This window comes from Chromobacterium sp. Ag138, from assembly GCF_055181315.1.
Genome location: NZ_JBUPWA010000001.1, coordinates 2637823 through 2663370, shown reverse-complemented (window position 1 = coordinate 2663370; position 25548 = coordinate 2637823). Strand labels below are relative to the sequence as shown.

Below are 25548 nucleotides of genomic sequence, written 5' to 3'. Positions count from 1 at the left end.
TACGGTTGGACGCCGCCGCCGGAGGAGGCGCGGCGGCGAGGGGCCAGGTTGTTCATGGCTGGATGCCCTCTCATTGTCGACGACATGGGCAAAATAAAAAAGCCGTAAACCCCGGCAGCGCGCAGGTTACTCCAGAGCGGCGGGGCCGCCAAGTACAGCGCGGCAGGCTGTGCGCAGGATTGTTGTACTGCAACAACTGGCGAAAAGCGCGCGTCGGGCCGGGCGGCGCTTGGCCCGGGGGCGGGGACGACGCTACAATCGTCTACATTTAGCCGAATTTTCAAGGACGCACCATGCGCGCATCGCAGTTTTTCATTTCCACCCAGAAAGAGGCCCCCGCCGACGCCGACATCGTCAGCCAGAAGCTGATGCTGCGCGCCGGCTTCATCCGCAAGCAAGCCGCCGGCATCTATTCCTGGATGCCGATGGGCCTGCGCGTGGTGCGCAAGGTCGAGACCATCATCCGCGAGGAAATGAACCGCGCCGGCGGCATCGAGGTGAGCCTGCCGGTGGTGCAGCCGGCCGAGCTGTGGCAGGAAACCGGCCGCTGGGACGCGATGGGCGCCGAGCTGCTGCGCTTCCAGGACCGCCACGAGCGCGACTTCGCGCTGCAGCCGACCGCCGAGGAGGTGATCACCGACATCGCCCGCCGCGAGCTGCGCAGCTACCGCGCGCTGCCGAAGAACTTCTACCAGATCCAGACCAAGTTCCGCGACGAGCGCCGTCCGCGCTTCGGCGTGATGCGCGGCCGCGAGTTCACGATGAAGGACGCGTACTCGTTCGACCGCAGCGCCGAAGACGCGCTCAAGAGCTATGACAATATGTACGCGGCCTACCGCCGCATCTTCGACCGCCTGGGCCTGACTTACCGCGCGGTGGCGGCCGACACCGGCGCCATCGGCGGCGACCGCTCGCACGAATTCCAGGTGATCGCCGACACCGGCGAGGACGCCATCGTCTACTGTCCGAACTCCGAATACGCGGCCAACATCGAGCTGGCCGAAGCCGTGGCCCCGGCCGGAGAGCGCGCCGCCGCATCGGCCGCGCTGGCCAAGGTGCACACGCCCAAGGTCAAGACCATCGCCGAGCTGGTGGATTTCCTGAACATCGACATCAAGCAGACCGTCAAGGCGGTGGTGGTGGAAGGCGCAGAGGACGAAGCGGTGCTGATGCTGGTGCGCGGCGACCACGAGCTGAACGAGGTGAAGGCGCAGAAGATCGCCGGCATCAAGAACCCGCTGGCCTTCGCCAGCCCGGCCGCCATCCGCGCCGCCTTCGGCGCCAACCCCGGCTCGCTGGGCCCGGTGGGCTTCAAGGGCCGCGTGATCGCCGACCGCACCGTGGCCAAGATGGCCGATTTCGTCATCGGCGCCAACGAGGACGACCAGCACTACACCGGCGCCAATTTCGGCCGCGATTGCGCCGAGCCGGAAGTGTTCGACATCCGCAACGTGGTGGAAGGCGACGCGTCGCCGGACGGCCAGGGCGCGCTGGCGATCCAGCGCGGCATCGAGGTCGGCCACGTGTTCTACCTCGGCACCAAGTATTCCGCCGCGATGAACGCCACCTTCCTGGACGAAGACGGCAAGCCGAAACCGTTCGAGATGGGCTGCTACGGCATCGGCGTCACCCGCATCCTGGGCGCGGCCATCGAGCAGAACTACGACGACAAGGGCATGATCTGGCCGGATTCGATCGCGCCGTTCGCGGTGGCGGTGTGCCCGGTGGGCTACGACCGCTCGGAAGCGGTGAAGGAAGCCGCCGACAAGCTGCACGCCGAGCTGCTGGCCAAGGGCGTTGACGCCATCCTCGACGACCGCGGCGAGCGCCCGGGCGCGATGTTCGCCGACTGGGAGCTGATCGGCGCGCCGCACCGCGTCACCATCGGCGACCGCGGCCTGAAGGAAGGCAAGGTCGAGTACCAGCACCGCCGCGACAGCGAGGCTACCGCCGTCGCCGCCGATGCTATTCTGGAGCATGTCCTCTCCAAGCTGGCCTGATGAAGACGCGCCTCCTTTTTCTCCTGCCGTTCTGCCTTGTGCTGGCGCATGCGCCGGCATGGGCCGGCGCGCAGAAGGAGGAGGCGCTGTCGGCCAACGTCGCTTCGGCGATGAGCCGCTCGATCTCCGACGTCAACGCGCCCAGGCTGGTGTTCGACGATCCCCGGCTGGGCCAGGCCTGGCTGGCGGAGATGTCGTCGCGGCTGCAGAAGAAGATTCCCGACGCCTGGATGCGCGAGCGCCTGCTCACCGCCATCCAGTACGAATCCACCCGCGCCGGGCTCGACCCGCAGCTGGTGCTGGGCCTGATCCAGGTGGAAAGCGGCTTCAACAAATACGCGATTTCCGGCGCCGGCGCCCGCGGCCTGATGCAGGTGATGCCGTTCTGGCCGCGCCACATCGGCACGCCGCAGCATAATCTGTTCGACCTCAGCACCAATCTGCGCTACGGCTGCACCATCCTGCGCCACTATCTCGACATCGAGCGCGGCGACCTGTACCGCGCGCTGGGCCGCTACAACGGCAGCCTGGGCAAGCCGGAGTATCCCGATCTGGTGATCGGCGCCTGGAAGCGTCGTTGGGCGTGGACCGCGCCGCCGTCGTTGAAGGTGGCCGGCGACAGCCTTCCGCGCGCGCGTTGATCCGCGCTATGCTGCCGGTGGACTGACTCTTTCCGGCCGCCATGTTCTCCCTTCCCCGCACCGCCACCGCGCCGTTCTGCCCGTCCGAGGTCAACGGCAGCATACGCATAGACCCGAACGCCTCCTTCGGCCAGCGCTTGCGCCGCTTCGCCGGCCCCGGCCTGCTGGTCGCGGTCGGCTATATGGATCCGGGCAACTGGGCGACCGACATCGAGGCCGGCTCGCGCTTCGGCTACCAGCTGCTGTGGGTGGTGATGCTGTCCGGCGTCGCCGCCATGCTGTTGCAGATGCTGGCGGCGCGGCTGGGGCTGGTGACCGGCATGGATCTGGCGCAGGCCAGCGCGGCGCGCTACGGCCGCGCCGGCCGTTTGCTGCACTGGCTGAGCGCCGAGGTGTCCATCGTCGCCTGCGACGTCGCCGAGGTGCTGGGATGCGCCTTGGCGTTCAAGTTGCTGTTCGGCGTGCCGCTGCTGTGGGGCGTGGCGCTGACCGCGTTCGACACGCTGATCGTGCTGGGGCTGAAGGGGCGGGGCTTCCGCCAGTTGGAGGCCATCGTGCTGGGCCTGATCGCCACCATCACGCTGTGCTTCCTGGCGCAACTGGCGCTGCTGGATACCCATTGGCCGGCGGTGGCGGCGGGTCTGGCGCCCAGCTTGCCGGCGCAGGGCATGGACAAGGCCATCGTGCTGGCGCTGGGCATCGTCGGCGCCACCATCATGCCGCACAACCTCTACCTGCATTCGTCGGTGGCGCAGACCCGGCGGGTGGAGGGCGGAGAGGGGGCGTTGCGGCAGACGCTGCTGTTGTGCCGGATCGACACCATAGGCTCGCTGTTGCTGGCGATGCTGGTCAACGGCGCCATCCTGGTGCTGGCGGGCAGCGCCTTCCACGCCGCCGGGCACACCGCGGTGGCCGACATCGCCGACGCCCACGAGCTGATCCGCCCGCTGGCCGGCTCGCTGGCGGCGCTGCTGTTTGGCGTCGCGCTGCTGGCGGCCGGGCAGAGCGCCACCTTGACCGGCACCGTGGCCGGCCAGGTGATCATGGACGGCTTCCTGCGCATCCGCATCCCGTGCTACCAGCGCCGGCTGATCACCCGCTCGCTGGCCCTGCTGCCGGCGGCGGCCGGCATCGCGTGGCAGGGCGAGCGGGCGGTGGGGCCGCTGCTGGTGTGGAGCCAGGTGGTGTTGAGCCTGCAGTTGCCGCTGGCGATGTGGCCGTTGCTGCGGATGACCGGGGATAAGGCATTGATGGGCGCGCATGCCGCGCCGCGCTGGGTCGGCGTCTGTGGCTGGGGACTGTTCTGGCTGATACTGGCCGCCAACTGCGCGCTGCTTGTGGGGTGAGCGTCGGGGCAGCGCCCGCTGCGGCGTTGCGCCTCCTGGTCGTGCAATGAGCACTGTCGGCGTCGGCGCGCCTTGCCGGGCGACGGGCGAAACAAAGGCCGCCCGGGGGCGGCCTGTCTGCCTGTTCAGTCTTCCTGCGCCTGCAGCATCTTCTTCAGCAGGCGGGCCAGCGTCTGGCGCTCGTCGGCATCCAGCATCTCGATCAGCTCGGCTTCGGCGGCCAGGTGGTGGCCGGCGGCGTCCTCGATCACCTGCAGGCCCTTGGGCGTCAGCGTGACGATCACGCCGCGGCGGTCGTCCGGATCCGGCGAGCGGCTGACCAGCGCGGCTTCTTCCAGCCGGTTGATGCGGTTGGTCAGCGCGCCGGACGAGATCAGCACCATCCCTTGCAGCTGGTTGGGCGACAGCTGGTAGGGCTCGCCGCGGCGGCGCAGCGCCGCCAACACGTCGAATTCGCCTACATTGAGATTATGGCGGGCCAAATCCTGCAGAACCCGTCGGGTGATGAAGTATTCCATCCGCACGATGCGGCCGATGACCTGGGTGGCTGAGGTATCCAGGTCGGGGCGGACTTCGTTCCAAAGGGCGACGATGCGGTCAATCTGGTCGGGTGCGTGCTGCATGCTGCGGGTTCCTGAGCAAAGGTAAATGCGGCAAATCCAGTCGGGCGCAAGAGTATCACGACTTAAAAATATACTATCTTCATCTAAAGACAATTGCCGCGCATCAGACCCTGGCCGTTTATCCAGGGCGAACTTGCTTCGGCGGGGGAACGCGGCTATATTTACACGTAAAGATTCTTTACATGAAGATAATTGCCGGGCTCAGCGAACACTGTCCGGCGCGAAGGCCGCCCAGCGCGGCGGGAGCAGAACGTGAAAACAGCGGTACGCGGCGATGCGCTGACCTTCCGGGGCAATCCTTTCCGGGAAGCCGAGCGCGATTGCCTGGTGTTCCAGCGCGACGCGCTGGTGGTGATGGAAAACGGACGCATCGCGGCCTGGGGCCCGGCGGCCGAGCTGTTGCCGTCGCTGCCGCCGGAGGCGCGGATAGAACACTATCCCGACCACCTGATCCTGCCGGGCTTTATCGACTGCCACGTCCACTATCCGCAGACCGAGATGATGGCCGCCTTCGGCGAACAGCTGCTGGATTGGCTGAACCATTACACCTTCGTCGCCGAGCAGGGCTTCGCCGACGCGGACCACGCGCGCGAAGTGGCGCGGGTGTTTCTCGACGAGCAGCTGCGCAACGGCGTCACCACGGGCTGCGTGTTCGGCACCGTCCATGCCGCGTCGGTGGACGCGCTATTCGAAGAGGCGTCGCGCCATGACCTGCGCATCCTGGCGGGCAAGGTCTGCATGGATCGCAACGCGCCGGCCGCGCTGCTGGATACCCCGCTGACCGCTTACGAGGCGTCGCGCGCGCTGATCGAACGCTGGCATGGCAAGGGCCGAGCCGAATATGTGATCACGCCGCGTTTCGCGCCGACCTCCAGCCATGGCCAGCTGGAGATGCTGGGCGCGCTGGCGGCGGAATTTCCCGACATCGCCATCCAATCGCATATTTCCGAGAACCTGGACGAGATCGCCTGGGTCCGTCGGCTGTTTCCCGGCTGCCGCGACTACGCCGGCGTCTATCAACGCTATGGCCTGCTCCGGCCGCGCGCGATTTACGGCCACGGGATCCATTTGTCGGACGCCGAGCTCGAGATGCTGCACGGCAGCGGCGCGTCGCTGGCGCACTGCCCGACCTCCAATTTCTTCCTCGGCTCGGGCAGCCTGAACCTGCGCCGCTGCGTCGAGGGAGACAAGCCGGCTAGGCTGGGGCTGGGCACCGATCTGGGCGCCGGCACCAGTTTCTCGATGCTGCAGACGATGAACGCCGCCTACATGGCGTCGCAGACCCATGGCAGGCCGCTGACCGCCGCCCAGGCTTTCTATCTGGCCACCCGCGGCGGCGCCGAGGCGCTGGGCATCGCGGACAAGGTGGGCGGCATCGCGGCCGGCATGGAGGCCGATCTGGCGGTGCTGGACCTGCGTTCCACCCCGCTGCTGGATTTCCGCATGCGCCACGTCCGCGACCTGTCCGAGGCCTTATTCGTGCAGATGATGCTGGGCGACGACCGCGCGGTCGCCGCCACCTATGCCGCGGGCAAGCGGGTCTACCGCAAGCCCGGGCGTTCCGCCTGAGTGGCGGCGGGCGAATCCGCTTATTGTGGATAACTTCGTTTCATTTCCATTCCTGTGCATAAGTTGATCGGGTCCGGATGCGTTCGCGGTTTCGCCGAACCCGGCGCGGCAAGCGCTTAGAGCGGCTAACAAAAATCAGTTTCACGACTGAGGCAAGGCGCGCCGACGCAGGCAGTACTTGAGTACGGCAAGTCGGCGCAACGCAGCATCGGGAATTTTGTCAGCTACGCTTACTGCCTCACCGCCACTGCTACCCGGGTGAAGGCGTTCATCAGCGCGATGGCCAGCGTCAGGTCGGAGATTTCCGCGTCGCTGAAATGCTCGCGCAGCGGCTGGAAGGCGCTGTCCGGCGCGCGGGTTTCTCCTATCCGGGTTACCGCCTCGGTCCAGGCGATGGCGGCCGCCTCGCGCGGGCTCAGCGCGTCCGCCACATCCCATCCCGCCAGCATGTCCAGTTTTTCCTGGCTTTCGCCGCGGCGGCGCAGCGCCTGGCTATGCAGCTTCAGGCAGAAGGCGCAGCCGTTGAGCTGCGCCACGCGCAGGTAGGCCAGCTCGATCAGCGGCAGTCCCAGGCTGCTTTCCGCCAGCGCGTTCTTGCAGGCGAGCAGCCCCTGGTAGGCCTTGGGCGACAGTTGGGTGTAGTCGACTCTCATGATTTCATCCTCTCGGTTTCAGCGCCGGCGGGCTGCCGGCGGCAGGGGCGCGCCCGTTCAGCAGGCGCAGGGTCAGTTTCTGCATGGCCGGCGCCAGCAGCAGCACGGCGCAGAATGCCGCCGGCCAGGCGGCAACGAAGGCGCGCAGCCAGCGGGCGAGGAAGTCCGGGCGCAGGCCCAGGTTCAGCCAGCTGACCCAGGCGGTCATCAGGAAGGACATCGCCGCCGACATCAGCAGCGAGAACAGCAGGCGTTGGCGCAGGGAGGGGCTCATGGCGCGCTCCATTCGGTTAGCGATGAAGCGAGTCTAGTCAAAAGCGCGTTATGAAAATAGAATCAAAAAATCAATTTCAAATTTCATTTTTGCAACCATGTTGGATGATCTGGACTTGTTCGTGGCGATCGTGGACGCCGGCAGCCTCAGCGCTGCGGCCGGACGGCTGCGGATGCCGGCTCCGACGCTGACGCGTCGCCTGCAGGCGCTGGAAGCGCGGCTGGGTTGCAAGTTGCTGAGCCGCAGCGCGCGCCGGCTGGCGCCGACCAATGAGGGCTGGCAGTACTACGAGCGTTGCAAGCCGCTGCTGGCGGCGTTGCGGCAGGAGACGGCGTCGCTGGACGGGGCCTTGAACCGGGTGGAAGGGGCGGTAAGGATGCTGGCGCCGCTGAGCATGGCCAACGACATGCTGGTGCCGGTGTGGGCGCGCCTGTTGCGCGAGCATCCGCGGCTCCGGCTGGAGTTGAAGCTGAGCAACAGCCTGGACGATTTATACAGCGGCATGGCCGACCTGGCCTTGCGGGTGGGCGAACAATCGGACGCCTCGCTGCGGCAGCGCAGGCTGGGCGAGGTGCGCACCATACTGACGGCTTCGCCCGCCTATCTGGCCGCGCACGGCGCGCCCGGGCGGCCGGCGGACCTGGCCGGGCACCGCTTGTTGCTGGCCGAGCCGTTCCAGAACTGGAAGCTGAGGCATCGGGACGGCGGGGAGGAGGCGGCCTGGCCGGCCGAGCCGGGCCTGCTGGCCAACGACATGCTGCTGACGCGCCGGCTGGCCGAGAGCGGCGCAGGCATCGCGGTCAGTCCGCTCAGCATCTGCCATCGGCAGCTGGCGGACGGCCGTCTGGTTCGAGTGCTGGAAGAATGGGAGATCGCCACCCGTCCGGTCTACGCGGTGTGGCCGGAGCGGCGCGTCTTGCCGGCGCGGGTGCGCGCGGTGCTGGACGCGCTGTTGGAATTCGCCGAGGAGCTGCCGCAATTGCGCGGCTAGACCGGCGCGGCGGGCAACACTGGCTTGCATCCGAACCGGGCGAGCCGACGGCGCGGTTTGGCCGCGCTTACTTTCCGCCGCGCGGCGGCTTGGGCAGCAGCTCCAGCCGGGTGCCGGACAGGCGGTCGTGCAGGTGGCGGCGGTCCTTGTCGTAATAGCGGGCCAGGAAGGGCAGCAGCCACCAGACCAGCGCCAGCCATTTCGCGGCCGGATGGTCGCCGTAGCTGCGCTGCCAGCCCAGGTAGGAGATCACCGGCAGGCCGACGAACAGCATTGCCGCGACGGCGAAGCGCATCAGCGACTGCTGCCAGTTCAGCAGCCGGCCGTCGGCGGTCACCAACCGGATGTGCCAGGTTTTCATCGCCGCGGTCTGGCCGCCGCGGGTCCAGCAGTAGCCGAAGTAGGCGAACAGCACGCCGGCGGCGGTCAGCTGGATCAGACTGTGCAGCAGCCAGGAATCCTGGCCCAGCGCCAGCTGCAGCGGCGTGAGGACGGCGCTGGTGATCAGCAGCATGGCGACGATCAGCAGCGATTCATAGAACAGGCTGGCCAGGCAGCGGGCGAGGCCGGGAGTGGCGTTATCGGTCATGGCGAGGAAGCGAGTGGTTTGGCGTCGCGCGAGCGCAGCCGGCTCAGCGCCTGTTCGCGCTCGGCCGCGGGCAGTTGCTGCAGCTTCTTCCAGTTGGCGCGGATTTCGTCGCGCTGGGGCTCGCTCAGCTCGGTCCAGGCCTTCAGCCGGCGTTGCAGCCGCTGCTGTTGGCCGGATGTCAGTTCGGCGAAGCGCGGAACGATGGTCAGCAGATCCTGCTTCTTGTCGGGCGCGTAGCGGTTCCAGTCGGCGGCCAGCGGCGCCAGCACCTGCTGCTGCTCGCTGTTCAGTTGTTCCCAGCGCGGATCCGCCAGGGGGGAGGAGTGGACGAAGCGGGGAATCAGCAGGCCGGCCAGGCAGACCGCCCTGGTCAGCCATCCGGCCTTATTCATGCAACCCCCGGCTGAAATGCGGCTCCAGCAAGGAATCCAGCGGCAGGTCCTGGGACAGCACGGTGGCGTCCACCGCGTCGGTTTCGGCCATCAGCCCTTCCACCAGCATCAGGCCGGCGCCGGTGACCACGGCGAAACCCAGCGCCGCGCTGCCGCGCTTGATCAGCAGGGTGTGGCGTTGCGCCCAGAGCAGGATTTTCTCCTGCAGGCCGCAATTTTCGGCGGCGCGCTGTTCGAAGCGGCGCATCGCGGCGGCGCGCGCGTCTCTCAGGCTGGCGATCTGCCGGGGCGTCGGATCAGAATGGGGATTGTCCAGTATGCGGGCGATATGGACGGGCAAATGGTCTCCCTGCCCGTCATTGGCGTGTTTCATAGCAAAACTCCCTTCTGCGCAAGAATGGCCGCCAGGGTGTGGTTGGCGCGCGAGCAGTGCGTCTTCACGCTGCCCTCGGAGCAACCCATGACCAGAGCGGTTTCGGCAACATCCAGTCCTTCCCAGTAACGCAGCAGAAACGCCTCGCGTTGACGGGCGGGCAGCAGTTGCAGCGACGCGTCTATCATCAGCGCCACTTCCTTGCGCTGGTACCACTGCTCCGGATTGGTGTGCGCCTCGTCGGCGGCGACGTCCAGCGTTTCGAGCGGATCGAGGGAGTCGTCCTCGGCGTGGGTGGGGATCAGCGACGACAGCAGGGTGCTGACGAAGCTGCGCACCTTGCTGCGCCGGTAGTGGTCGCGGATGGTGTTCTGCAAGATGCGCTGGAAGATCAGCGGCAGCTCGTGCGCGGGCGCGTGCGCGTAGCGGTCGGCCAGCTTCATCATCGAGTCTTGCACGATGTCGAGCGCATTGTCTTCATGCCGAACCGCGTATAGCGCCTGCTTGAAGGCGCGCTTCTCCACCGACTCGAGGAAGTCGGCCATTTCCTTGCGGCTTGCCATCTGTGCATTTCAGGTTGATGCCAACCAAAGATGGTAGCAGAGCATGATTCACTAGGCTAGTGGCAGTTTTTCTTCTGAAATAACCGTGGCTTAGCGGTATTTTGCACCTGCACAAAATCACTTGACCGTACTTTGAGCAATAAGCTAAGGTCTTTGAGCAAACGGGATGAAATCAACACGAAATAGAGGCGATATGCAGATATCGGGCGCCGAAATAGTAGTCCGCTGCCTGCAGGAAGAGGGGGTCGAATTCGTCTTCGGCTACCCAGGGGGCGCAGTACTGGAAATCTACGATGCCATCTTCCGACAGGACAAATTCAAACACGTGCTGGTGAGGCATGAACAGGCGGCCGTGCACGCCGCCGACGCCTATTCCCGCTCCAGCGACAAAGTGGGCGTGGCGCTGGTGACCTCCGGTCCCGGCGCGACCAATGCCGTGACCGGCATCGCCACCGCCTACATGGACTCCATTCCGATGGTGGTGATCTCCGGCCAGGTGCCTTCCCCGGCCATCGGCCTGGACGCGTTCCAGGAAGTGGACATGGTGGGCATCACCCGTCCCTGTGTGAAGCACAACTTCCTGGTCAAGGACGTGAACGAGATCGCCGCGACCATCAAGAAGGCGTTCTACATTGCCAAGAGCGGCCGCCCCGGCCCGGTGGTGGTGGATATTCCCAAGGACATTACCCAGGCGCGCGCCGAGTTCCGCTATCCGGACAGCGTGCACATCCGCTCTTACGTGCCGGCCACCCGCGGGCACAGCGGACAGATCAAGAAGGCAGTGAACCTGCTGCTTGAGGCCAAGCGTCCTTACATCTATGTCGGCGGCGGGGCGGTGCAGGGCCGCGCCGAAGCCGAGGTGACCGAGCTGGTGCGGTCCTTGAACCTGCCGTGCACCAACACGCTGATGGGCCTGGGCGCCTATCCGGGTTCCGACCGGCAGTTCCTGGGCATGCTGGGCATGCACGGCACTTACGAAGCCAATATGGCGATGCAGTACTGCGACGTGCTGATCGCCGTGGGCGCGCGCTTCGACGACCGCGTGATCAGCGTGCCGTCGCACTTCCTCGGCCAGGCCAAGAAGATCATCCATATAGACGTCGATCCGTCGTCGATCTCCAAGCGCGTCAAGGCCGACATACCCATCGTCGGCGACGTCAAGCTGGTGCTGCGCGAGATGCTGGACCAGCTCAAGCAATCCGGCCAGAAGCCGGATGGCTCGGCGCTGAACCAGTGGTGGAAGCAGATCGAGGAGTGGCGCGGCCACGACTGTCTGCTGTACACGCCGTCCGATGAGCTGATCAAGCCGCAGTACGTGGTGGAGCAGCTGTACCAGATCACCGGCGGCCAGGCCATCATCACTTCGGACGTCGGCCAGCACCAGATGTGGGCAGCGCAGTACTACAAGTTCGACCGGCCCAAGCAATGGCTGAACTCCGGCGGCCTCGGCACCATGGGCTTCGGCCTGCCGGCGGCCATCGGCGCGCAGCTGGCCAACCCCAACGCGCAGGTGGCCTGCATCACCGGCGAGGGCTCGATCCAGATGAACATCCAGGAGCTGTCCACCGCCAAGCAGTACCACACCCCGGTCAAGGTGGTGGCGTTGAACAACCGCTACCTGGGCATGGTGCGCCAGTGGCAAGAGTTCTTCTACGGCACCCGTTACTCCGAGTCGTACATGGACGCGTTGCCGGACTTCGTCAAGATCGCCGAGGCTTATGGCCACATCGGCTTCAAGGTGGAGAACCCGGCCGACGTGGAGCCGGTGCTGCGCGAGGCGTTCAGCGACAAGCTGAAGGAGCGCCTGGTGTTCCTGGATTTCCGCACCGACCAGTCGGAAAACGTGTTCCCGATGATCCAGAACGGCAAGGGCCTGGATCAGATGGACCTGCCGGCGCACATGCGCGCCATCCAGCAGGTGCCTTTCGAGAACAACCGTGACTACGGCAATATGTGCTAAGGCGGCCGGCATGCGACACATCTTATCCATACTTCTGGAAAACGAGGCGGGCGCGCTGTCGCGCGTCGTCGGGCTGTTTTCGGCCCGCGCCTACAATATCGATTCGCTGACAGTGTCCACCACCGAGGACCCGACATTGTCGCGGATGACCATCGTCACCCACGGTTCCGACGAAGTCATCGAGCAGATCACCAAGCAGCTCAACAAGCTGATCGAGGTGGTCAAGGTGATAGACCTCAACGAATCCGAGCACATCGAACGCGAGATGATGCTGATCAAGGTCCGCGCCGTAGGCAAGGACCGCGAGGAGATGAAGCGGATGGCCGACATCTTCCGCGGACGCATCATCGACGTGACGGAAAAGACTTACACCATCGAGCTGACTGGTACGAGCGACAAGCTCGGCGCCTTTATCGAGGCGGTGGACCGCACAGTGATCCTGGAAACGGTCCGTACCGGCGCATCCGGCATCGGTCGAGGCGAGCGGGTTCTGAAAATCTGAGCAGGGCTGCAAGTCCCTCAGCAAACCAATACCAAGGATAAAGAAATGAAAGTTTATTACGACAAAGACGCCGATCTCTCCATCATCAAGGGCAAGAAAGTGGCCATCATCGGCTACGGCTCGCAAGGCCATGCGCATGCGCAGAACCTGAAGGAATCGGGCGTCGACGTCATCGTCGGTTTGCGCAAGGATGGCGCGTCGTGGAAGAAGGCCGAAGCGGCCGGCCACAAGGTCAAGGAAGTGGCCGAGGCGGTGAAGAAGGCCGACGTGGTGATGATCCTGCTGCCGGACGAATCCCAGCCGGACGTCTACCACAAGGACATCGCGCCCAACCTGAAGAAGGGCGCGGCGCTGGCCTTCGCCCATGGCTTCAACATCCATTACAACCAGATCGTGCCGCCGGCCGACGTCGACGTGATCATGGTGGCGCCGAAAGGCCCGGGCCATACCGTGCGCTCCGAGTACCTGAAGGGCGGCGGCGTGCCGACCCTGATCGCCGTCTACCAGGACAAGTCCGGCAAGGCGCGCGACGTGGCCCTGTCCTACGCCGCGGCCAACGGCGGCACCAAGGGCGGCGTGATCGAGACCAACTTCCGCGAGGAAACCGAGACCGACCTGTTCGGCGAGCAGGCCGTGCTCTGTGGCGGCGCCGTCGAGCTGGTCAAGGCCGGCTTCGAAACGCTGGTGGAGGCCGGCTATGCGCCGGAAATGGCCTACTTCGAGTGCCTGCACGAGCTGAAGCTGATCGTCGATCTGATGTACGAAGGCGGCATCGCCAACATGAACTACTCGATTTCCAACAACGCGGAGTACGGCGAGTACGTGACCGGCCCGGAAGTGGTGACCGCCGCCACCAAGGAAGCGATGAAGAAGGCGCTGTACCGCATCCAGAGCGGCGAGTACGCCAAGATGTTCATCCTGGAAGGCAAGACCAACTACCCGGCCATGACCGCCCGCCGCCGCCTGACCGCCGCCCACCCGATCGAGAAGGTCGGCGCCGAGCTGCGCGCGATGATGCCGTGGATCGCCAAGAACAAGCTGGTGGACCAGTCCAAGAACTGATCGATCAACGGTCTGTTGTCGATGACGAAGCCGGGCGCAAGCCCGGCTTTTTCACGTAAATAACATAAAGAAATAAGCTTAGAAATAAACTTTGTAGTAAATGTTAGTTTTCATTAATATTGTAGATTCCGAGTAATTGATCTACTGCTGAAAAGCTGTTGAAAACCAAGATAAATTCATGAAACACAGAATCTGTTTGCCGTTGTTGGTGGGTGTCGTCGCAGGCTTGTCGGCATGCTCTTCTTTTAAAGCCACGATCCTGCCGCAGCAGGAAGGCAGCTTTACTGCGGTGGCCACCGCGGCTTCCTACAAGGATGCGGTGGAAAACGCCGTCGGCAAGGCCGGCGAGGTTTGCAAGAAACAGGACAAGAAGCTGGTCATCCTCGATCGGAAGGAAGAATCCAAAGACCAGGGGGACGGCGAGGTGATGAAGGCGGCGAAAACCGCCACCGACATCGTGCTCAAGCTGAGCACGCTGGGCATTGTTTCCCGCGGCGGCGATGAAGACTACAAGGTCACGCTGCAGTGCAAGTGCGAGTAAGCTAAGGCATCGCTTCGCGTACGTTTTGCCGGCCTTGGCCAGCTGCCGCGGCTTGGACAAACGGCTGTCCGTATCGCAGTGGAAACTGCGTATAAGGACAGCCATTTTTACGCTCTAATCCGCGACGCGGCTTTACGACGCCATCGCCTCGCCCAGCCGCACCGGGCTGGCGGCCTGCCACTGCGGATTGAATTTCAGCGGCCCGGCCGGGTACAGCAGCACTACGGTGGAGCCGAGCAGGAAGCGGCCCATTTCCTCGCCCTTGGCCAGACGGATGTCCTGGCCGCGGTAGTCCCATTTCTCCACCGCCGGCCGGCGCGGCGGGTTGACCACGCCGTGCCAGACGGTGGCCATGCTGCCGACGATGGTGGCGCCGACCAGCACCATCACGAACGGCTGCCCCTGCTCGTCTTCGAATACGCACACCACGCGCTCGTTGCGCGCGAACAGCCGGTCCACGCCGCGCGCGGTGGCCGGATTCACCGAGTACAGGTCTCCCGGCACATAAGTCATTTCCAGCAGCTTGCCGGCGCAGGGCATGTGGATGCGGTGATAGTCGCGCGGGCTGAGGTAGATGGTGGCGAAGTGGCCGTCGGCGAAGCGGGCGGCCAGCTCGGCGTCGCCGGCCAGCAGCGCGGTGGCGCTGTAATCGCGGCCCTTGGCCTGGAAAATGCGGCCGCTGTCTATCGGGCCCAGCTGGCTGACCGCGCCGTCCACCGGGCAAACCAGGCGGGCGTCGGCCAGCGGCCGCGCGCCGGGCCGCAGCGCGCGGGTGAAGAAATCGTTGAAGGTGGCGTAGGCGGCCGGATCGCTGTTGGCTGCTTCGCTCATGTCGACGTGGAAGCGGGCGATGAAACGGCGGATGGCGGCCGTGGTGATGCCGCCGCCCTTCCAGCCGGCGAAGCAGCCGGCGAGCCGGGTCAGCGCCAGTTTGGGCAGGATATGTTGAGACAGCACGAACAGGCGCTCGGACACGGGCATTTCCTGATGATGAGTTTAACCGCCCATTATATCGCAGCTGAGCGCGGCTGGCCCGCCGTCTGCCGATGGCGCGGGGCTTTCGCGCGGGCCATGCCGATTTCCCTAATGGACTAGCGCTCGACAGGAAGCGCCGCAGCCATCTGGCGCTGGGTCGCCAGCGCCCGCCTTGGCGACGCTAGCCGCGCGTTTCGACTGGATCAAAAATGGTAGCCCAGGCCGATGGACACTTCTCGGATATGTGCGTTGAAATAAGCCAGGTCCGAGTTGGCGCGGCCATAGTTGCCGCTGAGAAAGGCGGACCAGGCCTTGGCGCCGAACAGGTTTTTCCGGGTCAGGCCCAGGCTGAGCAAAGCGTCGCGGCTATCCGCTTTCTGGCCGGCAAAGACCGGATTGCCGGCTTGATAGCGGGTGCGGAGCGCTGTGAGGGAGGCGGCGGCGTCCCAGTCCGCGCCTTGGTAGGCGTAAGCCAATTGCACCCCGTAGCGTCGGGTGCTCATCGCCTTGCCGTCCAGATCGGCGCGCGCGTATATCAGTCCGGGGGTCAGCGTATGCGCGCCCTGGCCGTCCAACTTCCAGGCATAAGCGGCTTGGACGCCGTAGTTGTTGCCATTGCGTTGCAGCAGGGCTTGATTGGCCAGCGTCAAGCCTTGCGCCTGTCCACTTTGCTCATTGCTCAGCTTTTGCCTGGCGTAGCTGAAACTGGCGCTGAACGGTGTATTCAGGATGTTCGACCAGCCCAGCGCCAGACCCGCGCTTTTCAGCTTGCCGTCCTGACGGTCGACATTCAAGGCATAGGGGTCCAGCCAGACTTCGCTCTCGCCATAAGTCAGCGCTGCCGACACCGTGCCGGCTTGCGGTAGTTGCTGGCGCACGCCCAGCTGCAGGCCGCCTCCCGCGGCGAAGGTGCTGGTATTGGAGGGCGAGATGAAGAGCTGGGTGCCTGTGCCGGCGAAGCCATAGCTCAATTCGCCTTCGATCAGGGGGGCAGTGCCGGATTGCGAGGCTGGCGATTGCGTCAAGCTGGTGGCGCGGGGGTGGCCGTCGTTCGGTGCCTTGAGGAAATTGCTGGCCAGCTGATAGTGGCTGACGCCCAGCTGGAAGGTCCCGGAGAAACCGTCTTGTTCATTCTCTGCGGCGGTTGCCAGCACAGGGACGCTCAACAGTATCAATACGGCATGATGCCTCATCGGATATTCCTTTGGATGGATTGAAAAGAGCGGGCCGCCGGGTGGGCAATTCATCCTGGCGCTGGATGGCCAAGCCGATTGTCTGTCTTGAGCGCGCGACCATATACTCGATGGCCAGCGCAAAGAGAGAGGGCATCCCGTTTGTATGGTGCAAGTATGCGTATGCCAACCTTTTGCTAAGCCAAAGACTGTTGCGGTGAAACGAAAATGCATCTATTGATTGTTGAGGATGACTTGGACCTGGGCCGAGCTTTGCAGGCCGCGTTGAAAGCCGAAGCGGTGACGACCGAATGGGTGCGCAAGCTGGCGGATGCGGACGCCTTGCTCGAGCCGGACCGGTTCGATTGCGTATTGCTGGACTTGGGCCTGCCGGACGGCAGCGGCTTGGCCTTGTTGCGGGCCTGGCGGGCCAGGCAGATCGCCGTGCCGGTGATCATGATTACGGCCAGCGCCGATTTGAACGATAAATTGGCGGGTTTGGACGATGGCGCCGATGATTATCTGTGCAAGCCGTTTGCAGTGTCGGAAATGGTGTCGAGAGTCCGGGCGGTATGTCGCCGCAGCGCCCGCCAGGCCAGCGAAGTCTGGAGCCTGGGCGCGCTGAGCCTCAAGCCCCGCGTGCATTTGGCTTGGCTGGATGGCCTGGCGCTGGACTTGTCGCCTCGCGAATTCCGTTTGCTGGTGGAACTGGCGCGCGACCCTGGCCGCATCGTGTCGAAAACGGTGCTGGGACAACGTCTGGAGCCGCTTGGCGATATTGTCGACGGCGCGGCGATAGAGGTGCACGTGTCCAATCTGCGCCGCAAGATAGGCGCCGAACGCATCCGCACCGTACGCGGCGTGGGCTATCAGTATGTGGTTTAAGCGACTGGCGGATGGTTTGGCGCCGTCGCTGACGAGGCGGGTCTTGTTGGCGTTGCTGCTGGCTTTCGCCTTGATATGGCTGGTGCTGGTTCGGCTGGAGTACCAGGAGTCGAGGTCATCTGAATCCCGGCGCCAAGTTTTGTGGAGAGTGGCCGATCTGATTTCCGTGACGCTGTCGCCTGGCCGAATGGAGCGCAATCGGCAGGCCTTGGAGACGGCGGATCGCTTGTTCAACGCATCGCGGCGCATCAATGTGGCCTCCAAGGTCGAAGTCGACTATCCGGGCGATTTGTTGATTTCCGCGCGCACGCGGCAAGGCGAATGGATCTACGCTTCGCCGGGCGTCCCTGCCATTGCGTTGCCGGCGCGTGATTTGAACAAGGGCGTGGTGCAGCTGCAAGGAAAAGCGTATCGGGTAGCGGAGCGTCTCTATGCTGCTGGATATTTGACTGTGTTCGAGCCGGTGATTCCAGACGAGGAAGTGCTGCCTTTTCTCACGAAGCAATATATCGCGCCCCTGGCCATCTCTTTTTCATTAGTCCTGCTGCCGCTGTGGCTCGCCATTTCGCGCGGCTTGCTGCCGCTGAGGCGCTTGGCCGATTATCTGAACCGTCGCGCCTCCGATGATTTTTCTCCTTTGTCCATGCGCTTGCCCTACCGGGAGTTGAAGCCGATTGTCCAGGCGCTGGACCAGCTGCTCAGGCGCAGCCGCGACAGCATCGCTCGCGAACGCGCCATCGTGCAGGATGCCGCCCATGAGATGCGCACGCCGTTGGCGGTGATTTCCACGCAGGCGCATGCTTTGGCCCGCGAGGAGGATGCCGAAGCCAGGCAGCAAAACCTCGCCGCTTTGGAGCAGGCGGTGGCCCGTCATTCGCATTTGGTGCAGCAGCTGTTGCAGCTGGCGGCGCTGGATGGCGTGGAGAGCGAGCGCCGGCAACAGGTCGATCTGGTCGAGGTGACGCGCAATGCCTTGATCGGCTTGTCGCCGCGGGCGGAGGCAAAGGGCATGGAACTGGAGCTGGACTCGCCTGATGGCTTGCTGGCCAGCTTGGCTTTGGTTTCCTTCCTCTCCATTGTGGATAATCTACTGTCCAATGCGGTGGCCTATGGCCGCGCCGGCGGTCGCGTCCGGGTGCGGCTTGCCGCCGCTGATGGACGAATCGAGTTGGTGGTGGCGGATGACGGGCCTGGCATCGCCGTCGAGGACAGGCCGCATCTGTTCGAGCGCTTTTACCGGGGCAAGACGGCATCTGCGCCCGGTTCCGGCTTGGGGCTCGCCATTGTTTGGCAGGCGGTGCGGGCGCAGGGCGGCCGCATCCGGATGGCGGAGGGGCTGGAGGGGCGGGGCGTGGCGTTTCATATCAGTCTGCCCTGGTGGTCGCCAAGTTAGATGCTCGGTAAGATTTGTCCAGGCGTCTGCGGGCGCCTTTTTTTACGGCTAAATTCTACATTTTGTCTAAAAAATAAAGTTGGACATGAATTGTGACGAATTTGACACAGATATTTTCTGTCAAATTTGACCTTGTGTCTCATGTTTGAGTAGGCTGATTCAAAACATGCTGCAGGAGCACATTGATGCAAGTGGATATTGAACGACTGGTCGCGGACTTCGGCGGACCGAGCCATCTGGCCGATGAGCTGAACCGTCTGTTCCCCGACGAGCCGGTGAGCCGCGCAGCGATATACAAATGGAGGGAGCGCGGCAGCCTGCCGCTGACCCAGTTGAGCCGGCTGGCGCAATTGGCCGCGGGACAGGGCAGGCGTTTTGATTTCAACGACTATCTGGTCGGCGAGCCGAGCCAGGCGGCAGGGAGAACTATCGACATGGGCGAGCGCCTCTACATTTTCGACACCACCTTGCGCGACGGCGAGCAGTCGCCGGGCGCCTCGATGACCAAGGAAGAGAAGATCCGCATCGCGCGCCAGCTGGAGCGCCTGGGTGTGGACATTATTGAGGCCGGCTTCGCCGCCGCCAGCCCCGGCGATTTCGATGCTATCCGCGCCATCGCCGAAACCATCAAGGATTCCACCGTCTGTAGCCTGGCGCGCGCCAACGAGCGCGATGTGCGCGCCGCCGGCGAAGCGATCAAGCCGGCCGCGCGCGGCCGCATCCACACCTTCATCGCCACCAGCCCCATCCACATGGAAAAGAAGCTCCGGATGAGTCCGGACGAAGTGGTGGACGCGGCGGTGAAGGCAGTCACGATCGCCCGAGAATATACCGATGATGTCGAGTTTTCCGCCGAGGACGCCTTGCGTTCCGACATCGACTTCCTGGCCCGCATCTTCGGCGAGGTGATCAAGGCCGGCGCCACCACGCTGAACGTGCCGGACACCGTCGGCTACGCGGTGCCGCGCTTGACCGAGGCCTTCTTCCGCGAGTTGATCGCCCGCACACCGGGCGGCGACAAGGTGGTCTGGTCCGCCCATTGCCACAACGATTTGGGTATGGCGGTGGCCAACAGCCTGGCGGCGGTGCTGGGCGGCGCGCGCCAGGTGGAGTGCACCATCAACGGCCTGGGCGAGCGCGCCGGCAACGCCAGCCTGGAAGAAATCGTGATGGCGGTGAAGACCCGCCGCGACGTGTTCGGGGTGGACAGCCGAGTCGACGCCACCCAGATCGTGCCGGCATCCAAGCTGGTGTCCACCGTCACCGGCTACCCGGTGCAGCCGAACAAGGCCATCGTCGGGGCCAACGCCTTCGCCCACGAGTCCGGCATCCACCAGGACGGCGTGCTCAAGCACCGCGAAACCTACGAGATCATGTCGGCCGAATCGGTGGGCTGGAGCGCCAACCGCCTGACCCTGGGCAAATTGTCCGGCCGCAACGCGTTCAAGACCAAGCTGTCCGAGCTGGGCATCGTGCTGGACAGCGAGGAGGCAGTGAACGCCGCCTTCGCCCGCTTCAAGGAGCTGGCCGACAAGAAGCGCGAGATTTTCGACGAAGACCTGCACGCGCTGGTGTCCGACGAGATGGTCAACATCGAGCGCGAGGACTACAAGCTGGTGTCGCTGAAAGTGGTCAGCGAAACCGGCGAACCGCCGCTGGCCAGCATCGTGTTTGTCGAGCACGGCGAGGAGCAGCGCGGCGAGTCCAGCGGCTCCGGTCCGGTGGACGCGGCGTTCAAGGCGATCGAAGCGGTGGTCGACAGCGGCGCCGAGCTGGAGCTGTATTCAGTGAACGCCATCACCAAGGGCACCGAGTCCCAGGGCGAGGTGACGGTGCGCCTGTCGCGCGACGGCCGCATCGTCAACGGCCAGGGCGCGGACACCGACATCATCGTCGCCAGCGCCAAAGCTTATCTATCGGCGCTGAACAAGCTGACCATCGAGGAGAAAGTGAGCGCTCAGGCCGTGGTCTGAGCCGACTGAGGTTCCCCGGCGCGGCGGCCCGTCGCCGCGAGGAGGCGGCAAGGTTTTCCATCCCGTTCTTGTCGTTGCGCCCCGCGGCCCGAGCCGCCAAGCCAAAAGGCTTTCACCCCATCCCGCGTGAAATCCTGCGCAGGCCTATCCGGCCGAACTCATCGCGCCCACGCCCAAAAGGCCGACGGCACGACGCCGACCCACAAGGTCGGCGTTGGCACGTCGAGGGCGCGGCCCCCGCGCCGTTGGAGAAACCGGCGCCAGACTGCGATTGCTATGTCGCCAATGCCGCTTGGGCAGGCTGCAGCAGCCTGCGGTAGCCGGCCATTTTCACCCAGTGCGCGATCCACAGCGCGAGAGCGGGTAGCGCGGCCAGCAGATTGACGTAGGGAATGAAGCACAGCACCTGCAAGATCACCAGCGCCAGGCTGATGCCGAAGCCGCCGTCGCCCGGCTGTTGCCGCTGCGCCAGCTCCTTCCGCAATGCGCTGGACAGCAGCAAGATGTAGATCATGTACCAGACCAGCCCCAGGCCTGGAATCAGCGCCAGCCAGATCAGTCCGCCGGCCAGTGGACGGCGCTCTTCTCCGACGGCGTTCATCGTCTGATGCAGGGTCAGGAAATAGAAGATGCTGACCGCCAGCACCAGCGCGCCCACCACCACCAGCACCATGATGCCCATGCCGGCCAGCGCGGCCAAAGTTTCGCTCTCTTTCATGGCGAGTTCCTAAAAAAGTTGAGGATTGCGATTTTGGCATGGCGCGAGTTGGCCTTTGCCTGGCGACCTGATCTTTATGCTTAAAGGATTGCGCATGCCCTGTTGAAGGCGGAGACGGCGGCCGGTGGCGCCGGAAGTGTTGAAATATCGGCGCGGCCTAGTGTAAAACGTCGGTCCCGGCCCAGGGCGTCGGCGCGGGACAACCATAATCGGGAGCGAGCATGAGCCAAGGCTATTTCATCACCGGCACCGACACCGAGATCGGCAAGACCCATTCCGCCGTCGAACTCATCCATTCGTATCAAGAGCAGGGCAAAACCGTGTTGGCGATGAAGCCGGTGGCGTCCGGTTGCGAGATCTTGCCGGACGGCGGCTGGTGGAACGACGATGTGGCCAGGCTCACCGCGGCAACCGGCCAGACCGACCTGGAACTGATGAATCCCTATCGCTTCCTGCCGCCGGTGTCGCCGCACATCGCCGCGCGCGAAGCGGGCGTGGAGATCGAGCTGCCGCGCATCGTCGATCATTGCCGGCGCCTGCGGGCGCAGGCCGACATCGTGCTGGTGGAGGGGGCGGGCGGCTGGCTGGCCCCGTTGTCCGACAGCCTGTTCATGTCGGACATGGCGCGGGCGCTGGCGCTGCCGGTGATCCTGGTGGTGGGCATGCGGCTGGGCTGCATCAATCACGCCTTGCTGACGGCGCAGGCGGTGCGCGGCAGCGGGCTGGAGCTGGCCGGCTGGATCGCCAACTGCGCGCAGCCGCCGCAAGCGGCCTACGCGGAGAATCTGGCCACGCTCAAACGCCACATTCCGGCCCCGCTGCTGCTGGAAATCCCCTACCGGCCGGCGGCCTGAGCGCCTTCCCATGGACGGCGGCCGCCGTCCATGGCCCCGATCCGCGCGCATTGCGCCGCGTCATGACGCATTCTTGTTTTTCTTGACATTGCTCCTACGATGAAAACATGCCGGCAACAAGCCGGTGCTTGTGCATGCAGTGCATTGTGTCGGTCGTCTTGACCTAGGGGGCAACATGTCTTGTTTGCGCATTCCGCTATGCCTGCTGATGGCCGTCCAGAGCGCGGCCGCGGCCGAATTCAACCTGCAGCCGCCGGTCACCCCGCTGGCGCGCACCGAATACCACCTGCACACCATGTTGCTGATCGTCACCGGCGTGATTTTCGCCGTGGTGTTCCTGGTGATGCTGTATTCCATCTTTCATCACCGCAAATCGGCTGGCAACGAGGCCAAGCAATTCCACGAAAACACCACGGTGGAGATCATCTGGACCGTGGTGCCGCTGCTGATCCTGGTCGTCATCGCGGTTCCCGCCACCCGCGCGGTGCTGGCGCAGAAGAGCACCCGCAGCGAGGACATGACCATCAAGATCACCGGCTACCAGTGGAAATGGCGCTACGACTACCTGGACGACAATTTCGGCTACGTCAGCCATCTCGCCACCCCTAGGGAAGCGATCGAGGGAACCATCCAGAAGCCCGCCAACTACCTGCTGGAAGTGGACGAGCCGCTGGTGGTGCCGACCGACCGCAAGATCCGCCTGCTGTTGACCGCCAACGACGTGATCCACTCCTGGTGGGTGCCGCAGCTGGGCGTCAAGCAGGACGCGGTTCCCGGCTTCCTGCGCGACAGCTGGATGCTGATCGAGAAGCCCGGCGTCTACCGCGGCCAGTGCTCGGAGCTATGCGGCAAGGATCATGGCTTCATGCCCATCGTGGTGGAAGCCAAGTCGCCGGCCGACTACGAAAAATGGCGCGCGGCCAAGCTCAAGCAGATGGCAGCCGCCGCCGACGATCCCAACAAGGTGTGGAAGCTGGAGGACCTGAAGGCGCGCGGCGAGAAAGTCTACGCCCAGAACTGCGTGCCCTGTCACCAGGCCAATGGCAAGGGCATCCCGGGCACGTTCCCGGCGCTGGACGGCTCGCCCATCGCCACCGGCGACAAGGCGGGCCACATCGAGATCGTGCTGTTCGGCGGCAAGAAGAATCCGGCGATGGCGGCCTGGGGCAAGCAATTGTCCGATACCGACATCGCGGCGGTGATCACCTACGAGCGCAACAGCTGGGGCAATCATACCGGCCAGATCGTGCAGCCCAAGGAAGTGAAGGCTGCGCGCGGCAAGGCGGCATAAGGAGTCGGACCTAATGGCAATCGCGGAAACCACCCACGCCGGCGGCGCCCACCATGGCAAGCCGCATGGCATCGCCCGCTGGCTGATGGCCACCAACCACAAGGACATCGGCACGATGTACCTGTGGTTCTCGTTCACGATGTTCCTCACCGGCGGCGTGCTGGCGCTGTGCATCCGCGCCGAGCTGTTCAGCCCCGGCCTGCGCTTCTTCCAGCCGGAGCTGTTCAACCAGCTGACCACGCTGCATGGCCTGATCATGGTGTTCGGCGCCATCATGCCGGCCTTCACCGGCATGGCCAACTGGATGCTGCCGCTGATGATAGGGGCGCCGGACATGGCTTTCGCGCGGATGAACAACTGGAGCTTCTGGCTGCTGCCGCCGGCGGCGCTGCTGCTGCTGATGTCGTTCGCGGTGCCGGGCGGCGCGGCCGCCGCCGGCTGGACGCTGTACGCGCCGCTGTCCACGCAGATGGGCATGGGCATGGACATGACCATCTTCGCCATCCACATCCTCGGCATCAGCTCCATCATGGGGTCGATCAACATCATCGTCACCATCCTCAATCTGCGCGCGCCGGGGATGACGCTGATGAAGATGCCGATGTTCGCCTGGGCCTCGCTGATCACCGCTTACCTGATCATCGCCGTGATGCCGGTGCTGGCCGGCGCGGTGACCATGGTGCTGACTGACCGCCATTTCGGCACCCACTTCTTCAATGCCGCCGGCGGCGGCGATCCCATCCTCTACCAGCACGTGTTCTGGTTCTTCGGCCACCCCGAGGTTTACATCATGGCGCTGCCGGCCTTCGGCATCGTCAGCCAGGTGATCCCCACTTTCGCCCGCAAGCCGCTGTTTGGCTACACCTCGATGGTGTACGCCACCAGCTCCATCGGCATCCTGTCCTTCATGGTGTGGGCGCATCACATGTTCGTCACCGGCATGGCGGCCACCGCGCAACTGTTCTTCATGTACGCGACGATGCTGATCGCGGTGCCCACCGGCGTGAAAGTGTTCAACTGGATCGCCACCATGTGGGAAGGCGCGATGAGTTTCGAGACCCCGATGCTGTTCTCGATCGGTTTCATCCTGCTGTTCACCATCGGCGGCCTGTCCGGCATCACGCTCAGCGTGGCGGCGGTGGACATCCAGCTGCACGCCAGCTACTACGTGGTGGCCCATTTCCACTATGTGCTGGTGGCCGGCGCGCTGTTCAGCCTGTTTTCCGCGATCTACTACTGGTTTCCCAAGATGAGCGGCCGGATGTACAACGAGAAGCTGGGCAAGCTGCATTTCTGGTGGTCGATGATCTGGTTCAACGTCACCTTCTTCCCGATGCATTTCCTGGGCCTGGCAGGCATGCCGCGGCGGATTCCGGACTACGCGCTGCAGTTCACCGACTTCAACCGCATCGCCAGCGTCGGCGCCTTCATGTTCGGCCTGGGCCAGCTGATCTTCCTGTACAACATCCTGCATGCGCTGCGCCACGGCGAAAAAGCGCCGCACAGGCCCTGGGAGGGCGCCAACACGCTGGAGTGGGAGCTGCCGACCCCGGCGCCCTACCATAGCTTCGAGCAGGCGCCGCGGGTCGAGGTCGGCGAGAACGGCGTGATCGTATCCTGCCAGGAGGGCGGGGGCGGACATTCGCATTGAGCGGGGAGACGGGCATGGACGCGATGGCGATGCGGCGGCGCAACCTCCGGCTGGTGAAGCGGCTGGTGCTGATTGTCGCGCTGATGTTCGCTTTCTCCTGGGGGATGATTCCGTTGTATCGCATCGTGTGCGAGAAAACCGGCCTCAACGACGTCGTCAAGGCGGACGAGCTGGAGCAGGAAGATCTGGTCGCCGGCGACGGCGAGGTCCGGATGACCTTCGACTCCACCGTGCAGGCGGGCCTGCCGTGGCAAGTGCAGCCGCTGACCACCCATCTTAAGGTCAAGCCGGGCACCTTCGTCCAGGTGCAGTACCGGATCACCAACGCCAGTCCGCGCGAGGTGGTGGGGCAGGCGCTGCCGCGCTATCTGCCGGCCGAGGCCGGCGAGTACGTCAAGAAGCTGGAATGCTTCTGCTTCACCCAGCAGCGTTTCCAGCCCGGCGAGACCCGCACCTTCCCGGTCGTGTTCGTGATAGACCGCAAGCTGCCGGCCTCGATCACCAGCATCACGCTGGCCTATACCGTGTTCGATGTGCCGGGCCAGGGAAAGGGATGA

Annotated in this window: 26 protein-coding genes; 16 read left to right on the top strand and 10 right to left on the bottom strand. The window is 64.5% G+C overall.

Annotated features, from left to right (window positions below):
- Window positions 1-293: 293 nt before the first annotated feature.
- From ACY3GB_RS12290 to ACY3GB_RS12280, 3 genes are read left to right on the top strand one after another with little or no spacing between them, the layout of a single operon-like run.
- Window positions 294-2000 carry a proline--tRNA ligase gene (locus tag ACY3GB_RS12290; protein ID WP_463088990.1) on the top strand — a complete coding sequence of 569 codons (1707 nt, stop codon included), beginning with the start codon at window positions 294-296 and terminating at the stop codon, window positions 1998-2000.
- Window positions 2000-2641, top strand: coding sequence for a lytic transglycosylase domain-containing protein (locus ACY3GB_RS12285; protein WP_463088989.1), 642 nt, complete (start codon window positions 2000-2002; stop codon window positions 2639-2641). The genes ACY3GB_RS12290 and ACY3GB_RS12285 overlap by 1 nt, the downstream gene beginning before the upstream one ends.
- Before the next feature lie 41 nt (window positions 2642-2682).
- Window positions 2683-3987 carry an Nramp family divalent metal transporter gene (locus ACY3GB_RS12280; RefSeq protein ID WP_463088988.1) on the top strand — a complete coding sequence of 435 codons (1305 nt, stop codon included), beginning with the start codon at window positions 2683-2685 and terminating at the stop codon, window positions 3985-3987.
- A gap of 125 nt (window positions 3988-4112) precedes the next feature.
- Here the strand turns inward: ACY3GB_RS12280 and ACY3GB_RS12275 are convergent, their stop codons facing one another.
- Entirely contained in the window at window positions 4113-4610 is a 498-nt protein-coding gene (locus ACY3GB_RS12275; RefSeq protein WP_463088987.1) for a MarR family winged helix-turn-helix transcriptional regulator, read from the bottom strand.
- 252 nt (window positions 4611-4862) lie between these two features.
- Between ACY3GB_RS12275 and guaD the strand changes: the two genes are divergently transcribed.
- Window positions 4863-6179, top strand: a complete 1317-nt coding sequence (guaD, locus tag ACY3GB_RS12270; RefSeq protein WP_463088986.1) for a guanine deaminase — start codon at window positions 4863-4865, stop codon at window positions 6177-6179.
- A gap of 230 nt (window positions 6180-6409) precedes the next feature.
- On the opposite strand, the gene ACY3GB_RS12265 is transcribed toward guaD, so the two are convergent.
- Together ACY3GB_RS12265 and ACY3GB_RS12260 are read right to left on the bottom strand one after the other, a co-directional pair.
- Window positions 6410-6832: a carboxymuconolactone decarboxylase family protein gene (locus ACY3GB_RS12265; protein WP_463088985.1), complete on the bottom strand. Its 423-nt coding sequence runs from the start codon at window positions 6830-6832 to the stop codon at window positions 6410-6412.
- A 4-nt stretch (window positions 6833-6836) separates the two neighbouring features.
- Window positions 6837-7106, bottom strand: coding sequence for a DUF2798 domain-containing protein (locus ACY3GB_RS12260; protein ID WP_463088984.1), 270 nt, complete (start codon window positions 7104-7106; stop codon window positions 6837-6839).
- A gap of 97 nt (window positions 7107-7203) precedes the next feature.
- Here ACY3GB_RS12260 and ACY3GB_RS12255 point away from each other — a divergent pair, with 97 nt between their 5' ends.
- Entirely contained in the window at window positions 7204-8097 is an 894-nt protein-coding gene (locus ACY3GB_RS12255; protein ID WP_463088983.1) for a LysR family transcriptional regulator, read from the top strand.
- 67 nt (window positions 8098-8164) lie between these two features.
- On the opposite strand, the gene ACY3GB_RS12250 is transcribed toward ACY3GB_RS12255, so the two are convergent.
- The 4 genes from ACY3GB_RS12250 to ACY3GB_RS12235 are packed head-to-tail and all read right to left on the bottom strand — an operon-like array spanning window position 8165 to window position 10014.
- Window positions 8165-8686: an RDD family protein gene (locus ACY3GB_RS12250; protein WP_463088982.1), complete on the bottom strand. Its 522-nt coding sequence runs from the start codon at window positions 8684-8686 to the stop codon at window positions 8165-8167.
- On the bottom strand, window positions 8683-9078 hold the full coding sequence (locus ACY3GB_RS12245) for a DUF3106 domain-containing protein (RefSeq protein WP_463088981.1): 396 nt from the start codon (window positions 9076-9078) through the stop codon (window positions 8683-8685). The genes ACY3GB_RS12250 and ACY3GB_RS12245 overlap by 4 nt, the downstream gene beginning before the upstream one ends.
- Window positions 9071-9451, bottom strand: coding sequence for a DUF3619 family protein (locus ACY3GB_RS12240; protein ID WP_463088980.1), 381 nt, complete (start codon window positions 9449-9451; stop codon window positions 9071-9073). The genes ACY3GB_RS12245 and ACY3GB_RS12240 overlap by 8 nt, the downstream gene beginning before the upstream one ends.
- A complete protein-coding gene (locus ACY3GB_RS12235; RefSeq protein WP_021478381.1) occupies window positions 9448-10014 on the bottom strand; it encodes an RNA polymerase sigma factor in 567 nt (188 codons plus the stop codon). The genes ACY3GB_RS12240 and ACY3GB_RS12235 overlap by 4 nt, the downstream gene beginning before the upstream one ends.
- A 193-nt stretch (window positions 10015-10207) precedes the next feature.
- Between ACY3GB_RS12235 and ilvB the strand changes: the two genes are divergently transcribed.
- The 4 genes from ilvB to ACY3GB_RS12215 all read left to right on the top strand — a co-directional run bounded on the left by ilvB (window position 10208) and on the right by ACY3GB_RS12215 (window position 14079).
- Window positions 10208-11974 carry a biosynthetic-type acetolactate synthase large subunit gene (ilvB, locus tag ACY3GB_RS12230; RefSeq protein WP_463088979.1) on the top strand — a complete coding sequence of 589 codons (1767 nt, stop codon included), beginning with the start codon at window positions 10208-10210 and terminating at the stop codon, window positions 11972-11974.
- Window positions 11975-11984: 10 nt separating this feature from the next.
- Window positions 11985-12476, top strand: a complete 492-nt coding sequence (ilvN, locus tag ACY3GB_RS12225; protein WP_011134142.1) for an acetolactate synthase small subunit — start codon at window positions 11985-11987, stop codon at window positions 12474-12476.
- A gap of 45 nt (window positions 12477-12521) precedes the next feature.
- On the top strand, window positions 12522-13538 hold the full coding sequence (gene ilvC, locus ACY3GB_RS12220) for a ketol-acid reductoisomerase (protein ID WP_463088978.1): 1017 nt from the start codon (window positions 12522-12524) through the stop codon (window positions 13536-13538).
- Between the two features lie 178 nt (window positions 13539-13716).
- The gene (locus tag ACY3GB_RS12215) at window positions 13717-14079 is read left to right on the top strand and encodes a hypothetical protein (RefSeq protein WP_463088977.1); all 363 of its coding nucleotides are present in this window, start codon (window positions 13717-13719) and stop codon (window positions 14077-14079) included.
- Between the two features lie 132 nt (window positions 14080-14211).
- Here ACY3GB_RS12215 and asd read toward each other — a convergent pair whose 3' ends face one another.
- Together asd and ACY3GB_RS12205 are read right to left on the bottom strand one after the other, a co-directional pair.
- Window positions 14212-15054 carry an archaetidylserine decarboxylase gene (asd, locus tag ACY3GB_RS12210; protein ID WP_463088976.1) on the bottom strand — a complete coding sequence of 281 codons (843 nt, stop codon included), beginning with the start codon at window positions 15052-15054 and terminating at the stop codon, window positions 14212-14214.
- A gap of 203 nt (window positions 15055-15257) precedes the next feature.
- On the bottom strand, window positions 15258-16247 hold the full coding sequence (locus ACY3GB_RS12205) for a DUF2860 domain-containing protein (protein WP_463088975.1): 990 nt from the start codon (window positions 16245-16247) through the stop codon (window positions 15258-15260).
- Window positions 16248-16454: 207 nt separating this feature from the next.
- Here ACY3GB_RS12205 and ACY3GB_RS12200 point away from each other — a divergent pair, with 207 nt between their 5' ends.
- The 3 genes from ACY3GB_RS12200 to ACY3GB_RS12190 all read left to right on the top strand — a co-directional run bounded on the left by ACY3GB_RS12200 (window position 16455) and on the right by ACY3GB_RS12190 (window position 20477).
- Window positions 16455-17111 carry a response regulator gene (locus tag ACY3GB_RS12200; protein ID WP_463088974.1) on the top strand — a complete coding sequence of 219 codons (657 nt, stop codon included), beginning with the start codon at window positions 16455-16457 and terminating at the stop codon, window positions 17109-17111.
- Window positions 17112-17157: 46 nt separating this feature from the next.
- Window positions 17158-18504 carry a HAMP domain-containing sensor histidine kinase gene (locus ACY3GB_RS12195; protein WP_463088973.1) on the top strand — a complete coding sequence of 449 codons (1347 nt, stop codon included), beginning with the start codon at window positions 17158-17160 and terminating at the stop codon, window positions 18502-18504.
- A gap of 185 nt (window positions 18505-18689) precedes the next feature.
- A complete protein-coding gene (locus tag ACY3GB_RS12190; protein WP_463088972.1) occupies window positions 18690-20477 on the top strand; it encodes a 2-isopropylmalate synthase in 1788 nt (595 codons plus the stop codon).
- A 274-nt stretch (window positions 20478-20751) separates the two neighbouring features.
- Here ACY3GB_RS12190 and ACY3GB_RS12185 read toward each other — a convergent pair whose 3' ends face one another.
- Window positions 20752-21195, bottom strand: coding sequence for a hypothetical protein (locus tag ACY3GB_RS12185; protein ID WP_463088971.1), 444 nt, complete (start codon window positions 21193-21195; stop codon window positions 20752-20754).
- 221 nt (window positions 21196-21416) lie between these two features.
- On the opposite strand from ACY3GB_RS12185, the gene bioD reads away from it, so the two are divergent.
- The 4 genes from bioD (at window position 21417) to ACY3GB_RS12165 (ending at window position 25548) form a co-directional block, all read left to right on the top strand.
- A complete protein-coding gene (gene bioD / locus ACY3GB_RS12180; protein ID WP_463088970.1) occupies window positions 21417-22049 on the top strand; it encodes a dethiobiotin synthase in 633 nt (210 codons plus the stop codon).
- A 175-nt stretch (window positions 22050-22224) separates the two neighbouring features.
- A complete protein-coding gene (gene coxB / locus ACY3GB_RS12175; RefSeq protein WP_463088969.1) occupies window positions 22225-23340 on the top strand; it encodes a cytochrome c oxidase subunit II in 1116 nt (371 codons plus the stop codon).
- Window positions 23341-23353: 13 nt separating this feature from the next.
- Window positions 23354-24991 carry a cytochrome c oxidase subunit I gene (ctaD, locus tag ACY3GB_RS12170; RefSeq protein ID WP_463088968.1) on the top strand — a complete coding sequence of 546 codons (1638 nt, stop codon included), beginning with the start codon at window positions 23354-23356 and terminating at the stop codon, window positions 24989-24991.
- Complete coding sequence (locus tag ACY3GB_RS12165; RefSeq protein WP_463088967.1) at window positions 24988-25548, top strand: cytochrome c oxidase assembly protein; 561 nt, start codon at window positions 24988-24990, stop codon at window positions 25546-25548. Before ctaD ends, ACY3GB_RS12165 begins: the two co-directional genes overlap by 4 nt.

Coding starts and splice junctions, on each gene's coding strand:
- ACY3GB_RS12290 (WP_463088990.1), top strand. CDS start 294: ATGCGCGCATCGCAGTTTTTCATTTCCACCCAGAAAGAGGCCCCCGCC.
- ACY3GB_RS12285 (WP_463088989.1), top strand. CDS start 2,000: ATGAAGACGCGCCTCCTTTTTCTCCTGCCGTTCTGCCTTGTGCTGGCG.
- ACY3GB_RS12280 (WP_463088988.1), top strand. CDS start 2,683: ATGTTCTCCCTTCCCCGCACCGCCACCGCGCCGTTCTGCCCGTCCGAG.
- ACY3GB_RS12275 (WP_463088987.1), bottom strand. CDS start 4,610: ATGCAGCACGCACCCGACCAGATTGACCGCATCGTCGCCCTTTGGAAC.
- ACY3GB_RS12265 (WP_463088985.1), bottom strand. CDS start 6,832: ATGAGAGTCGACTACACCCAACTGTCGCCCAAGGCCTACCAGGGGCTG.
- ACY3GB_RS12260 (WP_463088984.1), bottom strand. CDS start 7,106: ATGAGCCCCTCCCTGCGCCAACGCCTGCTGTTCTCGCTGCTGATGTCG.
- ACY3GB_RS12255 (WP_463088983.1), top strand. CDS start 7,204: ATGTTGGATGATCTGGACTTGTTCGTGGCGATCGTGGACGCCGGCAGC.
- ACY3GB_RS12250 (WP_463088982.1), bottom strand. CDS start 8,686: ATGACCGATAACGCCACTCCCGGCCTCGCCCGCTGCCTGGCCAGCCTG.
- ACY3GB_RS12245 (WP_463088981.1), bottom strand. CDS start 9,078: ATGAATAAGGCCGGATGGCTGACCAGGGCGGTCTGCCTGGCCGGCCTG.
- ACY3GB_RS12240 (WP_463088980.1), bottom strand. CDS start 9,451: ATGAAACACGCCAATGACGGGCAGGGAGACCATTTGCCCGTCCATATC.
- ACY3GB_RS12235 (WP_021478381.1), bottom strand. CDS start 10,014: ATGGCAAGCCGCAAGGAAATGGCCGACTTCCTCGAGTCGGTGGAGAAG.
- ilvB (WP_463088979.1), top strand. CDS start 10,208: ATGCAGATATCGGGCGCCGAAATAGTAGTCCGCTGCCTGCAGGAAGAG.
- ilvN (WP_011134142.1), top strand. CDS start 11,985: ATGCGACACATCTTATCCATACTTCTGGAAAACGAGGCGGGCGCGCTG.
- ilvC (WP_463088978.1), top strand. CDS start 12,522: ATGAAAGTTTATTACGACAAAGACGCCGATCTCTCCATCATCAAGGGC.
- ACY3GB_RS12215 (WP_463088977.1), top strand. CDS start 13,717: ATGAAACACAGAATCTGTTTGCCGTTGTTGGTGGGTGTCGTCGCAGGC.
- ACY3GB_RS12205 (WP_463088975.1), bottom strand. CDS start 16,247: ATGAGGCATCATGCCGTATTGATACTGTTGAGCGTCCCTGTGCTGGCA.
- ACY3GB_RS12200 (WP_463088974.1), top strand. CDS start 16,455: ATGCATCTATTGATTGTTGAGGATGACTTGGACCTGGGCCGAGCTTTG.
- ACY3GB_RS12190 (WP_463088972.1), top strand. CDS start 18,690: ATGCAAGTGGATATTGAACGACTGGTCGCGGACTTCGGCGGACCGAGC.
- ACY3GB_RS12185 (WP_463088971.1), bottom strand. CDS start 21,195: ATGAAAGAGAGCGAAACTTTGGCCGCGCTGGCCGGCATGGGCATCATG.
- bioD (WP_463088970.1), top strand. CDS start 21,417: ATGAGCCAAGGCTATTTCATCACCGGCACCGACACCGAGATCGGCAAG.
- coxB (WP_463088969.1), top strand. CDS start 22,225: ATGTCTTGTTTGCGCATTCCGCTATGCCTGCTGATGGCCGTCCAGAGC.
- ctaD (WP_463088968.1), top strand. CDS start 23,354: ATGGCAATCGCGGAAACCACCCACGCCGGCGGCGCCCACCATGGCAAG.